This is a genomic window from Okeania sp. SIO2F4 (assembly GCF_010672385.1).
Taxonomy (GTDB): Bacteria; Cyanobacteriota; Cyanobacteriia; order Cyanobacteriales; family Microcoleaceae; genus Trichodesmium.
This window is the reverse complement of record NZ_JAAHGT010000032.1, coordinates 1-15,357: the sequence shown is the minus strand read 5'-3', so window position 1 is coordinate 15,357 and position 15,357 is coordinate 1. Positions and strand designations below refer to the sequence as shown.

At 38.2% G+C, this 15,357-nt stretch carries 8 protein-coding genes; 5 read left to right on the top strand and 3 right to left on the bottom strand.

The window, feature by feature from the left end:
* Nucleotides 1-567: 567 nt before the first annotated feature.
* From F6K22_RS03860 to F6K22_RS03850, 3 genes are all read right to left on the bottom strand, one after another.
* Nucleotides 568-1,803, bottom strand: coding sequence for a DUF3086 domain-containing protein (locus F6K22_RS03860; protein ID WP_293093481.1), 1,236 nt, complete (start codon nucleotides 1,801-1,803; stop codon nucleotides 568-570).
* Between the two features lie 770 nt (nucleotides 1,804-2,573).
* Entirely contained in the window at nucleotides 2,574-2,966 is a 393-nt protein-coding gene (locus F6K22_RS03855; RefSeq protein ID WP_293093478.1) for a DUF3119 family protein, read from the bottom strand.
* A gap of 269 nt (nucleotides 2,967-3,235) precedes the next feature.
* On the bottom strand, nucleotides 3,236-4,018 hold the full coding sequence (locus F6K22_RS03850) for an MlaE family lipid ABC transporter permease subunit (RefSeq protein ID WP_293093475.1): 783 nt from the start codon (nucleotides 4,016-4,018) through the stop codon (nucleotides 3,236-3,238).
* Nucleotides 4,019-4,257: 239 nt separating this feature from the next.
* Here F6K22_RS03850 and F6K22_RS03845 point away from each other — a divergent pair, with 239 nt between their 5' ends.
* From F6K22_RS03845 to F6K22_RS03825, 5 genes are all read left to right on the top strand, one after another.
* The gene (locus F6K22_RS03845; RefSeq protein ID WP_293093473.1) at nucleotides 4,258-4,545 is read left to right on the top strand and encodes a hypothetical protein; all 288 of its coding nucleotides are present in this window, start codon (nucleotides 4,258-4,260) and stop codon (nucleotides 4,543-4,545) included.
* A gap of 584 nt (nucleotides 4,546-5,129) precedes the next feature.
* Nucleotides 5,130-5,498, top strand: coding sequence for a hypothetical protein (locus F6K22_RS03840; protein ID WP_293093471.1), 369 nt, complete (start codon nucleotides 5,130-5,132; stop codon nucleotides 5,496-5,498).
* 15 nt (nucleotides 5,499-5,513) lie between these two features.
* On the top strand, nucleotides 5,514-5,879 hold the full coding sequence (locus tag F6K22_RS03835; protein ID WP_375340134.1) for a cache domain-containing protein: 366 nt from the start codon (nucleotides 5,514-5,516) through the stop codon (nucleotides 5,877-5,879).
* A gap of 227 nt (nucleotides 5,880-6,106) precedes the next feature.
* Nucleotides 6,107-6,547 carry an Hsp20/alpha crystallin family protein gene (locus tag F6K22_RS03830; RefSeq protein ID WP_293093469.1) on the top strand — a complete coding sequence of 147 codons (441 nt, stop codon included), beginning with the start codon at nucleotides 6,107-6,109 and terminating at the stop codon, nucleotides 6,545-6,547.
* Nucleotides 6,548-6,950: 403 nt separating this feature from the next.
* The coding region (locus F6K22_RS03825; protein ID WP_293093467.1) for a two-partner secretion domain-containing protein at nucleotides 6,951-15,357 on the top strand (8,407 nt) is incomplete at its 3' end.

Sequence of the window (15,357 nt, the reverse complement as noted above, 5' to 3'; positions counted from 1 at the left end):
CATATATAGCGTTACAAACTATAACGCTATAGTTTTTGAACTCTATATACAGTACCTTTGTGTAAATCCTAAAGTTCATAACTTATAGCTGACAGCTTGAAGACTAATTCCTCCTTCATCATAAGTTGATAATTTACCCAGAGACTACATATATAGCGTTACAAACTATAACGCTATAGTTTTTGAACTCTATATACAGTACCTTTGTGTAAATCCTAAAGTTCATAACTTATAGCTGACAGCTTGAAGACTAATTCCTCCTTCATCATAAGTTGATAATTTACCCAGAGACCGCATATATAGCGTTACAAACTATAACGCTATAGTTTTTGAACTCTATATACAGTACCTTTGTGTAAATCCTAAAGTTCATAACTTATAGCTGACAGCTTGAAGACTAATTCCTCCTTCATCATAAGTTGATAATTTACCCAGAGACTACATATATAGCGTCAAAAACTATAACGCTATAGTTTTTGAACTCTATATATAGTACCTTTGCGTAAATCCTGAAATTCATAACTTATAGCTGACAGCTAATAGCTGACAACTGAATCCTTACCTTCATTAAAACCTATCGGTTGAGTTTTGAGAATTAGGTTCAGGAGCAAAGGCCAACCATAAAGGAAACTGTAACATAGAAAGACTAATTTTATCTTCCGTATCATCAATCACAATAATTGGTAACTTGCCCTGCTTCAGCAATCGCTCGGCCTTTAGGGCCAAAACCTCCGCATCCTCAAACAAAGCCACACCCCTATCTGGGCTAAAATCACGGCGGTCAATCCCCAGACAATCCTGTAAACCCCGACGCCACTCTCCCAAACGCTCAGGAGAATTAGCCAGCACCAGAGCGCGTACCCGGGTATCATATAAATCTCTCAGTACAGAAATAATCGCCGAAGCAACCAAAATATTTTGCAAGCGACTACCCATATTTCGCAGGGCACCACGACCACCCTGAGAGAAAAACCAATTAGAAACCCGTTCTGCATGGATCGGCTCAAATGTACGCCGTAATCTCCAAGGTTGGCCATAATAATCAGGCATATTCCGATATTCGTCCAGAATCTGGCGAATTTGTCTAGTTTGTTCCTCAAAACCCATTTCAGCAAATTTGGGATTTTCAGAATTTCTGGGAGATTTAGGAGTATTTTCCATCACAGGAGTAGGATATTCCTCTGGTTGTGGAGCCAATTCTAACTGTTCAGCAGCAGCAGCCAAATCCTGCAAACTTCCCACCAAATAATCTTTAAACCCCTGAATTCTAATTGCCAAATCCTGAGAAGCACCAGCAAAAGTAGTGCGCATCTCCCTTTGAATACGTTCTTTGCGACGCTCTAGTTTTTCTACCTCTATTTGTAATGTTTGTCTACGTTGTTCCAACTGACTCAAAGCTTCTGGCACTAAACGCCCTATAGCCTTAGTCTGGGCCATCACTTCTTTTTGTAATTGAGCCTTAGTTTCTTGTAGAGTAGCTATTTCTTCTGTCAAGTTTTGTTTTTGCTGTTGGAAGTCAGAAACTTCTAATATCAATTCTTTTTCAATATTCTCAACTGACGGAGTTGTAGACTCTTCAGTCAAACTAGTAGCATCTGTAGAATTCTCTTCAACCGATGAAACATATTCTACTTCTATTGGTTCAGTTATATCGGGTTCAAATGACTCAGCAACTTGTTGATTTGTAGGAATAGTTTGAGTTTCTATTTTTTCATCTAAGTCCGAAGTTGAAGGAATTATTTCATTTAAGGTATTAGATTGTTCTTTTTGTTCTTGTGGTTGTATTTCGTCTGGGTACATCATTTCATTAATGGATAATGTATAATGGATAATGGATAATGGATAATTACCTCTGGTTAAAACTGTAAAGGAATTGAATATAAGGAAATATTATTTCTTGTCTTGGTCGATTGGATATGGTTAGGTAACCCATCCATCCCATCCTAGGTGATGCTCCGCTTTCCGACCGCTCTCTTGGTCGATTGGATATGGCGCACTTCGGAGCGGCTCTGCATTCTTCGGAAAACCTCGCCATCCCATCCTAGGTGATGCTCCGCTTTCCGACCGCTCTCTTGGTCGATTGGATATGGCGCACTTCGGAGCGGCTCTGCATTCTTCGGAAAACCTCGCCATCCCATCCTACGGAATGCTGCGCTTTCCGACCGCTTTTTCCCCTTTAAAGCCTCCCCTTTCAAGGGTGAATTATTTAATTAATAATTAATAATTATTAATTATTCGGTAAAAAAAATATGAAAAATTTCTACTATTAATTAGAGGGAAAAATAACCACAGGTTTAGTGTGGTTATGGTAATTTATAACCAAAATTTTATAGCTTCTAATGTAACTAGCTATCAGCTTTTCCTAACGGAATGCTCTACAAACAGTATCTAGCTATCAGCTCAAAAACTCCATATCATTTGAGTTCTTGCCAAAAAATTCTGGACTTTATTTAATTCTCATTTCTAAGGGTTTAAGTCCTCCAATATATTTGAAAAAGGGCGTGGTTCTTAATGGGGTTTTAGTACTCTATTATACACCTTGAGAAGCTGATAGCTGAGTGCTGAGTGCTATTTCAATCCTGATTTAAAGGAAAGTATTTTTCCAGGCAAGTTTGCAACATTTTAGGATCGAAAATAATTGGTAGAAAGTGGATACTTTTAACTTCTCTAAAATAGAACAGAATGGGGACAGGAGACCAGAAGATTTCCCAGTTGAGCCAATCTTGATAAGGAAAGTTTCGTAAGAGTTTCTCTGAACGATATACTTCTAAGGCTGTCTCAGTAAATTTTAGACGGATAGTTAATGTTTGAATTAATAGAAATAGTCCTAGTATAGCGATCGCTATACTTACCCATTTTTGTACAAATGCCAAAGGTAATGCAGCAATTATTAGTACTAAAGGTATTTTATAACTAGGAGCAAGTTCAATAGTTTGTTTTGTTTCTGAAGTAGAAATAGCAGTCATAGTTTTATGTGAATTTCTTATTTAAAAGAGGGAGTAAATACTTTTTCAGTCAACCCTAATTAGAGATAGTTTTCATTATCCATTATCCATTATCCATTATCCATTATTCATTAGTTTGTTTTGTTTCTGAAGTAGAAATAGCAGTCATAGTTTTATGTAAATTTCTTATTTAAAAGAGGGAGTAAAGACTTTTTCAGCCAACCCTAATTAGAGATAGTTTTCATTATCCATTATCCATTATCCATTATTCATTATTCATTATTCATTATTCACAAACCTTGCTTCATTGCCCCACCTACACCTTGGAACATTGCCCAAGATAGAAAGAAATTAAAAATAAAGATAGATATTAAGGATGTGACAACAGCTGTAGTGGTAGATTTTCCCACACCCTTAGCCCCACCAGTAGTAGTTAAACCCCAACTTGTACCAATTACAGCTATTAAAACGCCAAATATAATTGATTTAGTTAATCCACTACACAAATCCCAAAGAGTTAGAAAACTTTGGACAGAATCTATATACATACTTCGGGGAATATCGTATAGATTCACTGCAATTATTAGTCCACCAAGTATAGCAGCTACCAAACATAACAAAGTTAAGATTGGCATCATTACACCACAAGCAATAACTCTAGGAATAACTAAATAATCTACTGGATCTGTTTTCAAGACATATAGAGCATCTATTTGCTCTGTCACTTTCATAGTGCCTATTTCCGCAGCAAATGCTGAACCGACTCGCCCCGCAACAACAACTGCTGTCAAGACAGGACCGAGTTCTCTTGTTAAAGTTAGAGCCAACATCCCCCCAACCATATTGGCTGTACCAAAAGCTACAAGTTCCCGGGCAACCTGAATCGTAAATACCATACCGACAAAACTAGCTGTCAATAAGACAATTAATAAAGATTGTGGACCGACTATCGCCATTTGCTCAATAGTATTACGACGATAAATTTTGCCCTGTAGCAAATGAAAAACTACCTGGCCTGCTAAATATGTGGCGGCCAACATTCGTTGTCCCCATGACCCTAAAGTGATCCCCATGACCCAAAAGTTAATCGAAAAGTAATCTTACTCAATAGAAATTAATAAATTAGAACATTAAATAAAACAATGAGAGAAATTTACCAATCTTCAACAAGATTTTTGAACCAAAATTGAAGTTTTCTGACAGATTTACCGATTTTGAGCGATCGCTCTCTATCTTAGAAAGTAGGTTAGCCTATTTGGTTAACTTGCTACTGAGGTGGCATTATATCTGGACTTATGGTTAATTAATTATTATGGGTATTTTAACTAATTTGCTACGTTCTTTACTACTCGCAAGTATCTTTAGCTTTATCACTCCTATGATGTTAATTGGGGCTAGTTGGATGAGCTTTGCCTTAATTAGTCATCTTCCCAGTTTACAGAGAATTGGTCAATCTGGTGTTGCCCAAATTTGGCAATTCTTAGCAACTTTCGGTAGTGGCCATCCCTGGCAAGGATGTTTAGTAATTGCTATTACTTGTAGTTTAGTGGGAGCTATGTTTGATACCTATGTGTTTTGTCAAAATTCACGGTTTAATTGAGATTGTATTTACTCAGGACTTACGCAAAATATCAGATATTACACAATATGTAGGGGTTAACGGCCGTTAACCCCTACTAGATATGGTGGCTCTTCGTAAGTCCTGTTACTATAATTAACAAAAAATAAAAGCAATAGAGACGTTTTACCGAACGTCTCTACACTCTTACTAAGAAATCAGACGTTGCTGATGCGTGGGTATGATTTGTATTTGTTGGCGATCGCTAAACTATTAATTAGACCTCTCCAGAAAATAAACTTGCTCTTTATTTAAGACAAGCTAGAGTTGTCAAATTCACTCTCCGAAATCATTTTTCGTATCTTTTTCGTGAAAATATATACCCTGTTAAGTGTTAAGTGTTAAGTGTTCCCTACTAGCCACAAAAAATCTATATCTTTTTCACGCCTATGTCTAATGACAAATACTTGAGATTATTTAGCTTTTATTTTCATACCTTGATTCAGCAACGCCAGAAATCAATGGCTAATTCTTATTTAGACTTTTATACTTGGTATTTAATCGCTCAATCAAAATATTCAGGCTGTAATCGTTACAGCTAACAAAATTTTATCAAAAGTCTTAAAATGCTCAAAATTCCCCTTAAACTTTCTATACGTTGGATAGTAGCTATTCCTTTCATTGTCCAAATTATTTTAGTCGTGGGAATTGTTGAGTATTTGTCAATTCGAAATAGTCAAAATTCGATTAATGAGCTGTCACTGAAACTTCGCCAGGAAGTTACAAGACGTGTCCAACAATATCTAAAAACCTATCTATCTACTCCTTTTGTTGTCAATGGTATGAACTCTAATGCCATTGAATCAGGAGCCTTAAATATTCAGGATGTTGAAAGTGCTCAATATTATCTATGGAAGCAAATTCAACTTTTTGAATCTGTTCCTAATGTTGGCTTTGGCAATGAGAAAGGAGATTTTATTGCCATAGAGGGATAAGAAGACGGTTCCTATATTTCAAAAATTGTCATCCAATCGAAGAGCAAAAATAAGAATATCCATAAACTTGATAATCAAGGTCAGCAGGGAGAATTCATCAAAACAGTTTTGGATTTTGATGTGCGTCGGCGAAAATGGTATCAAGCGAATAAGAATTCAGGAGAACCAACATGGAGTAATGTCTATGCTTGGGTGAGTCGGGATCAACTTGCTCTCAATGCTGGAGCTCCTGTTTATGATAAAGAGGGTAAATTTCAAGGTGTCTTAGCGACCGATCTTGTGCTTTCTTATGTTAGTAACTTTTTATCCTGTATTTTACATCTACATTTGCCTAAAGCTGAAGCTGAGAAAAATCAGGTTGTGAAAGTTAATCTTGACTAAATATTAAACAAGAAACCGGGTCGATCAACTCGTAATTTTAAAAGAAATGATCGGGGTAATAAACCCGGTTTCTGGGTAAGTATAATAAAAAAGTACGGCAATTGCGATCGCATATTTCCCATTCACCGAACTTACTCAACACAAAATCGCATCTAAAATCGAAACATAAACAACAGAAAAAAAAAATTTAATCAACAGATAAAACATCTATTTAGGAGGTAATAAATATGGCTATTGTTCGTTTTTCTCCCTGGCGTGAAATTGACTCTTGGCAAAAAGAAATGAATCGTTTATTTGATACTTTGGCTCCGACTACGAATGGTGAAGGAAAAGGTATAGCATTTACACCAGCAGCGGAAATGCAGGAAACTGAGGATACTATTGATTTAAAACTGGAAATACCAGGTTTAGAAGCGAAAGATTTAGATGTACAAGTTACTGCTGAAGCAGTGGCAATTAAAGGAGAACGTCGTCAAGAAAGTCAGACAGAATCACAAGGAATGACTCGTTCGGAATTTCGTTATGGTGCTTTTCAACGAGTAATTTCTCTACCTGTGAGGGTTCAAAATGACCAAGTCAAAGCTGACTATAAAGATGGTATTTTACATCTACATTTGCCTAAAGCTGAAGCTGAGAAAAATAAGGTTGTGAAAGTTAATATTGACTAATTTAACTAGAAAAATAAAAGCAGTTAACTAAGTAAAAATAGGGCGTGTATACGTCCTATTTTTATACGCAATTAGATTGGCAGTGAATCTGATTACAAGATACATAAACCACATCATAATAACCAAAACCTTGTAGGGACGTTCCATGGAACGTCCCTACTTTTCATTTTGATATCATGTTCAAATAATTACTTATAATAGAGTTTTTGTTTGTAGTTTTGCTCTAGCCATAAGACAAGTATTTAAAGGGCTAGAGCAAAACTACGAGCTTAATTATAACTATTCTACCGAACATAGTATGACTTCTGAATGCTGATTATTGTGGTAACTGATAGAATAGAAAAGATATACTGGAACTAATCATAATTATTTTTTTCAGAAAAAATAAATATCAGTCAATTAGATGAAGCTATTAACATTACATCTTTATCCTCTGATGGCCTTTGTTTCTCTATTGGGAACAGTCGCCATCCCTGCTCATAGTCAACCTATTATCCCAGCAACAGACGGTACAGGAACTACAGTCAACCAAAACGGCAACCAATTTAATATCCAAGGTGGCACTCGCAGCAGCAACGGTGCAAACCTATTTCACAGTTTTAGTCAATTTAACGTTGAATCTAGTCAAACCGCCAACTTCCTTACCACTCCAGACATTCGCAACATCCTGGGTAGAGTGACAGGTGGAAATGCTTCTACTATAAATGGCTTAATTCAAGTAGTCGGTGGGAACTCAAATCTCTTCTTAATGAACCCTACCGGAATAATATTTGGCCCTAATGCTAGACTCAATGTTCCTGCCTCCTTCAGTGTTACTACTGCCACAGGTATAGGTTTCAACGGTAATAACTTCTGGTTTAAAGCAATGGGTACAAATGACTACTCAAATTTAGTAGGTAATCCCAGTGGTTATCATTTTGATGTCTCTAACCCAGGTGCTGTCGTTAATGAGGGAAACTTAAGTTTAAATCCGGGAAACAATCTTACTCTCGCTGGGGGTACAGTTGTCAATACAGGTGAACTATCTACAGCAGGTGGAAATATTACGATCGCTGCAGTTAATGGTGGGGATACGTTGCGGATCTCTCAACCAGGCCATGTTTTGAGTTTAGATGTATCGCCTTCCTCTGCAAATTTATCGGGAGAGTCAATTACACCATTATCATTAGCAAAGTTGTTAACAGGTGGCGACACAAATGATGCTTCATCTGTGATAGTTGATGCTCAAGGTAATTTGGTCTTGACAGATAGAGAAGGAGTAGCAGTTGCCTCTGGAAATATTGATGTATCAACAACTTCCACTCCTCCCACTCCCCCCCTTTCAAAGGGGGGTCAGGGGGGATACAATGGTGGACAAATTAATGTGTTAGGCGATCGCGTGGCAGTTATTGATGCCAATATTCAGGCCAACGGTTTAAATGGTGGAGGAAGAATATTAATTGGTGGCGACTTCCAAGGTGATGGAATTGTTCCCAATTCTCAGCAAACTTTTGTTAACAATAACTCTTTTATTTCCGCGGACGCTATTAACAATGAAAACGGTGGTCAAGTCATAATTTGGTCAAATGATACAACTAATTTTGCTGGAAATATTAGCGCGAAAGGAGGAGAATTTTATGGTGATGGAGGGTTTGTCGAAATATCAGGCAAACAGCAATTAATTTTTGATGGAAATGTTAATGTTAGTGCAGCATTAGGAGAGCCAGGAAAAATATTATTTGACCCTAAAAATATAATTGTAGGAGCCGAAACACCAAATCAAAATGAAGAGGATAATCAAACATTTTCTGCTGCAGAAATAGAAGGATTAGAAGGTGAAATTATTCTTCAAGCGGACAATGATATAACTGTTAATCAACCAATAGAAACTTCTGAATCTATAGAATTAAAAGCTGGAAGAAGTATTAATATAAATGCTGATATAGATACATCCAGTGGCAATAGTAATATTGCTCTATTTGGTAATGATGATGGAGCCGATATTAATAATCGGGACTCAGGAGCAGCTTCCATTAATCAAAGAGAAGGAACAACATTAAATGCAGGTAGTGGAGATATTACAATTCTACTAGGAAATTTAGGAGAAAATGGCGATATAAATCTAGCTAATTTAACTACTACTGGTCAATTATTAGTTAATGCTAATCGAGGAAATATTAGCCGAGTTTCTCCCAATTCTTTAATTAGTGCAGACCGAGCAATATTTGAAACTCAAGATATTAGTGGTGTTGGTTTAGCTGAAGCACCCTTGCGTATAGATGTAAATAATTTAGAAGTATTCACAGGAGAAAAAGGGCTATTTATTGAGTCAATAAATAATTTAACTATTGGTGGAGTTAGTGAAGAAGTAGAAGGTATTTCAACTTTTGCTGGTGGCAATATTGAAATAAGTATTAATGGTAATCTTACTGCAACTGAACAGATAATTACATCAGCTCCCGATCGACAACCAGGAAATATTACTATTTCTAGTAGTGGGAATATTGATACTACTCAAACCACAATTAATGCCAATTCAGAATTAACCAGTGGTGGAGATATTTCTCTTAGTGCTAATGGTGATATTAAAACAGGTGGAATTGATGTTTCCACAGGAGGAAATAATAGAGGAGGAAATGTTACCATAAATAGTGGCGGTGAAGTTGATACAACTGGGGGTGAAATATTTTCTGCTTCTTTGCAAGCAGATGGTGGAACAGTCACCATTACCAGCAATAACGATTTAAAAACGGGTTATATTGACTCTCGTTCAGATGGTAGTGGTAATGGTGGAGATATTACTCTAGAAAGTACGGGTGGTAATGTTGATACCAGTAGTGAAGAATTAGCATCTTTTTCTGTTGGGGGAAATGCGGGAAATGTCAGTATTACCAGTCAAGGCAATATTAAAACTGGAGACATATTTTCTTCCGCAGGCGAACCGTTAGATGTAGGGGGAGACTTAGAGGGTTCATCACCATTCGAGAGTAATAACAATAACTCTAATCAAACTCAGAGTGCAAACGGTAGTGGGGGAGATATTACTCTGACAGCAGAAGGAACTATTGATACTAGCGCCGGAACCCTAGAATCATTTTCTCGTCTTGGCGGTGGAGGTACTGTCAGTATTACTAGCAGAGGCGATATTACTACAGGGGCAGTTTTTTCCACTGCTGGCGAACCTGATGTAGGCGACCCCGCAAATAATAACACGACAACAACGCAGACGGAAATAAATGCTAGTAATAGTGGGAATATTAGGATTGAAAGTACAGAAGGCGCGGTAACTACCACAGACGAAATAGATACTATTGCTGTCAGCGGAAATGCTGGGAGTGTAACTATTAAAGCTTTTGGAGATATTAAAACTGAAAATATTCAATCATCAACATTTGCTGGTGAGGGAGGAAATGTCACTATTGAAAGTACCAGTGGTAGTATTGATACTACCGGAGTTGCAGGAGATGCAAGAATATCTTCTCTTTCTACTCAGGGAAATGCTGGAAATGTCATTGCTAAAAGTAATGGGAATTTAATCACAGGTAATATTGACTCTAATTCAGAAAATGGTCGAGGTGGGAATATTACCTTAGAAAGTACAGGCGGAAATATTGATACCAGTCGTGGTGAACTTGCATCTTCTTCCAGTAGTGGAAATGCTGGAAGTATCAGTCTCACCAGTCAGGGCAATATTACAACTGGAAATATTTCTTCCTTTGCAGGTCGAGACTTTGGTGAAGCAGAAAACTCAGAAAATTCTGGTAGTGGTGATGGAGGAGATATTACTCTCAATGCAGGGGGAAATATTGATACTACCGCAGGAACTGAGGGTGAATCAAATCTGGAATCATTTTCTCGTCAAGGTTCAGGTGGCAATATTATTCTAGAAGCAAAAGGTGATATTACTACAGACAGAATTCTTTCTACTGCTGGCGACCCGGAAAATAGTAACACCACAACAATAACACAGACGGAGGGAAATGGTGCTAGTAGTGGTGATATCAGTATTAAAAGTACAGAAGGAACAGTAACTACCACAGCAGAAATCAATAGTTTTGCCACTACTGGTAATGGTGGTAGTGTCACTGTCGAAAGTTTTGGCGATCTTAATATAGGTAATGAAATTAATTCCCGTAGCGATATCAATGGTAGTGGTGGCGATATTATTCTAGAAAGTCAAACAGGTGCTGTTACTATCGAAAGTGAATTATCTTCTTCTTCTCAAACAGGTAATGGCGGTAATGTAGATATTACTGCTCCTGGCGATATCCAGGTAGCAACAATTTTTTCCTCTTCAGAAGGTAATGGTCAAGGTGGAAACATTACCTTAGAAAGTACAGGCGGAAATGTTGATACCAGTAGTGGTGAATTAGGTTCTTTTTCACTAGAAGGAGATGCAGGAAATGTGACTATCAAAGCTGTTGATAATATTAATGCAGGTGAAATTAATTCCTTGACAGTAGTAGGTCAGGGTGGAGATATTACCATAGAAAGTACAGGCGGAAATGTTGATACTGTTGGAACTGAGGAAAATACAGGAATATTTTCTTCTTCTATTGAGGGAGATGCAGGAAAGATTACTATCACCAGTAATGGCAATTTAACCACAGGTGATATTGACTCCCGTTCCGAAATAAATGGTCAGGGTGGCGATATTACTCTCAAAAGTACCAGCGGAAAGATTGACACCAGTGCTGGTGTGTTAGCTTCTTTTTCAGGAACGGGAGATGCTGGAAATATTGACATTTCCAGTAATGGCGATTTAACTACAGGTGAAATATTTTCCTCCAGTGGCGACCCGGTAGACTCCAACAACGACTTACCTTCGTTACCAGGAGTAACCGAACAACAAACAACTAATTCTAACTCTGGAGAAAATACCCCTGGTCGCGGTGGTAGTATTACTCTAAGAGCTGAAGGTAAGATAGATACTACGGCAGGAGTCCTACAATCATTCTCTCGTGAAGGTTCAGGGGGCAGTATTACCCTTGAAGCTAAAGGTAATATTACTACAAGTGAAATAATTTCTTCTGCAGCAGACCCAGAAGATAGACCTGCTGTGGGAGGAGAAAATTCAGAAACTCAGACCATAACTCAGTCTCAGGTTGAGGAACAAACAGGTAGGCAAAGCGGTAACATTAAAATCGAAAGTACAGAGGGTACAGTCACAACTCAAGGAGAAATTATTTCCTATAGCAATCAAGGAAATGCGGGTAATATTGATGTTATTAGTAATGGTGATGTTAACATTGCTGATGGAACGAGTATTGACTCCCGTGCTGATACCAGTGGCAATGGTGGTGCTATTAAAATTGAGAGTCAAACAGGTGCCATAACTATTAATAGTGAGTTATCTTCTTCTTCCCAAACAGGTAATGGCGGTAATGTAGAGATTATCGCCAGAGATAATATTAATACAGAAACAATTTCTTCCTTTTCAGAAGGTAATGGTCAGGGAGGAAGTATTACCCTCGAAAGTACAGACGGTAATGTTGATACCAGTGGAGGTGAATTATCTTCTTTTTCCGAATTAGGAAATGCTGGAGATGTGAAAATTACCAGTAGTGGTAATCTCAGGACAAGTAGTATCGACTCTCGTTCAAATGGTAGTGGTGAAGGTGGAAGCATTACCCTCGAAAGTACAAGCGGTAATGTTGATACCAGTAGAGGTGAATTATCTTCTTTTTCCGAATTAGGAAATGCTGGAGATGTGAAAATTACCAGTAGTGGTAATCTCAGGACAAGTAGTATCGACTCTCGTTCAAATGGTAGTGGTGAAGGTGGAAGCATTACCCTCGAAAGTACAGGTGGTAATGTTGACACCAGTCTTGGTGAATTGAGGTCTTTTTCGGAATTAGGAAATGCTGGAGGAGTGAATATTACCAGTAGTGGTAATCTCAGGACAAGTAGTATTGACTCCCGTTCAAATGGTAATGGTCAAGGGGGAAATATTATTCTCAAAGCTGAAGGTAAAATAGATGCAGGAGCTATAGAATCATTTTCTCGCCAAGGTCAAGGGGGAAATATTACTCTTATCAGTGAAGATGACATTAATATTAGTAGTAGTGATGGGGAAGCAGGTATTAACTCCGAAGCTAAGACCAGTAGTGATGGTGGTAATATTAAAATAGAAAGTAAAACAGGTGCTATAACTATCAATAGTGAGTTATCTTCTTCTTCTGGAGAAGGTAATGGCGGTGATCTAGAGATTACTGCTCCTCGTGATATCCAGGTAGGAACAATTTCTTCCTCTTCAGAAGGTAATGGTCGAGGTGGAGATATTGCTATAGAAAGTACCAGCGGTGGTGTAGATACCAGTAGAGGTGAATTAGGTTCTTTTTCAAGACAAGGAGATGCTGGAGATGTGAATATTACCAGCAGTGGCAATCTGACAACAGGTAATATTGACTCTCGTTCAGATGGTAATGGTCAAGGTGGGAGTATTACCCTCGAAAGTACAAGCGGTAATGTTGATACAACTAGAGGTGAACTCAGATCCTCTTCCCTTAATGGGAATGCTGGAAGTGTGAGCATTACCAGTCCAGGAAATATCAAAACTGATAATATTTCTTCTTTTGCAGGTATACCATTCAATGAAGAAGACCAGTCGGAAAGCTTGTCATCATCTCAGGATGAAAGTGGTACGGGTAATGGAGGAGATATTACTCTCAATGCTGGGGGAACTATTGAGATAGAAAAAGGCGATCTCGAATCATTCTCTCGTAACGGTAATGGAGGTAACATTGATATCATAGCTACGGGTGACATTACTACAGGAAAACTTCTTTCTACCGCTGGCGATCCTGAAGGACCTATTTCCGAAACAGAAACAAATAGTGGTAGTAGTGGTGATATTACTGTTGAAAGTGCTGAAGGTAGTGTAAATGTTCTAAGGGAAATAAATAGTCTTGCTGACTTTAGTGATGGTGGGGATGTTACTATCACAAGTCATGGTGATATTAGTATAGATGATGAAATTAACAGCAGAAGCGATCGTAATGGTAAAGGTGGCAATATTCTGCTCGAAAGTACCACAGGTGGAATTGATATAGGAAAAAGAATATCTTCTAAAGCAGGAGATGGTGAAGGAGGTGCAGTCACATTGAGTAGTCAAGGAAATATTCAGACTGCAGAAATTGAGTCATTTTCCAGTAACGGAACAGCAGGTCATATCAGCATCACTGCTACAGGTAATATTACCACAAGTGATATACTTTCCTCCGCAGGAAACCCAGACGATAGACCTCCAGTGAGAAACAATGGAGAAAATGCTACCATAACTCAATCTCAAGTTGGAGAAGCAGAAGGCAACCCTGGTGGCAACATTACTATTCAGAGTATTGAAGGAACAGTAACAAGTGAAGGAGAACTTGTATCCTACAGCGATCGGGGATATGGAGGTAATGTTACTATTATCAGTAACGGTGATATTAATATTGTTGATGTTGACTCCCGCGCTGATAACAGAGGTCGTGGTGGAGAAATTTTTATAGAAAGTCAAACGGGAACTATTAATACTATCAATGGTCAGTTAGCATCTTCTTCGAGAACAGGTGATGGCGGTAATGTGGATATTATCAGCGCGGGTAATATTGAAGTAGAAAATATCTTTTCTTTTTCAGAAGGTAATGGGAATGGAGGAGATGTAAATATTACAGGTAATAGTGATGTGAAAACAGCAACTATAGGATCGTTTGCCGAAGGTAGTGGTCAGGGTGGCAATATCTCTATTTTTGCAGATGGTGCAATAGATACAAGCATTGGCGAATTAAGCTCTTTTTCAGCAGAAGGGGAAGGCGGAGATGTCACCCTCAGCGCCACAACAAATATTACTACAGGTTTTATCGAAAGCTTTAGTGGTGGAGGAACAAGAGGTGGTAATATTACTCTGGAAACAACTAATGGAAATATTGATACCACTGTTGGCTTTTTGGATGAAGAAGCAAATATTTCTAGTGATGCTGATGTATCTTCAGCAGATGTTGCGACTATCTTTGCAGAGGAACGCGCCAACCTAAGTTCGTTCGCTCCTGGAGGTAGTGGCGGTAATATTACTATTATTCAGCAAGGTCAGGGTGAGATTACTACTAGCAATATTAGTTCTTTTGGTGGAGAAGATAGCGGAGCTGTTAATATCATCAACAACGATGGCAATATCAACACGGGCGTTATTTTTTCAACTGCCATTAATGGTGCAGGCGGTCAAATTTCTGTCGAAACTATGAATAACGGCGACTTGAATATTAATCATATTGCTACTTATGGTGATGCTGAAACTGCTACAGGTGGTGATATTAGTCTGGATGCTAGTGGTAGTGTCAATATTAATAATGTGGCATCTTTTGGTAATGCAGGTAGTGGAGATGTGAGTATTCAAAGTAGTAGTGGGAGTATTAATACAGGCACAATTCAAACTCGCGCTCCCAATGGCACCAGTGGGAATATTACTTTGAATACTTTTAGCACTGAAGGTGATATTAGAACTGCAAGTGTCACCACCCAAGGGGGAGCAGCAGCAGGTCAAGTAGAAATTATTGCTGCTGACGGATCTGTGACAACTGAAGATTTAGAATCTAGTTCTGAGTCGGGAAGTGCGGGAGGAATAAATGTGGTTGCGGGGGAAGATATTGAGACTGGAGACCAAACAGCTATTACCTCTGAAGGTGATGCTACTATTAATAATGAAGCGGGAGGTGATATTACTACTGGAGACCAAACAGCTATTACCTCTGAAGGTGATGCTACTATTAATAATGAAGCGGGAGGTGATATTACTACTGGAGACCAAACAGCTATTACCTCTGAAGGTGATGCTACTATTAATAATGAAG

Bases quoted from the DNA above. Each gene is read 5' to 3' on its own strand.
- F6K22_RS03860 (WP_293093481.1), bottom strand. From the start codon at position 1,803: ATGATGTACCCAGACGAAATACAACCACAAGAACAAAAAGAACAATCT.
- F6K22_RS03855 (WP_293093478.1), bottom strand. From the start codon at position 2,966: ATGACTGCTATTTCTACTTCAGAAACAAAACAAACTATTGAACTTGCT.
- F6K22_RS03850 (WP_293093475.1), bottom strand. From the start codon at position 4,018: ATGGGGATCACTTTAGGGTCATGGGGACAACGAATGTTGGCCGCCACA.
- F6K22_RS03845 (WP_293093473.1), top strand. From the start codon at position 4,258: ATGGGTATTTTAACTAATTTGCTACGTTCTTTACTACTCGCAAGTATC.
- F6K22_RS03840 (WP_293093471.1), top strand. From the start codon at position 5,130: ATGCTCAAAATTCCCCTTAAACTTTCTATACGTTGGATAGTAGCTATT.
- F6K22_RS03830 (WP_293093469.1), top strand. From the start codon at position 6,107: ATGGCTATTGTTCGTTTTTCTCCCTGGCGTGAAATTGACTCTTGGCAA.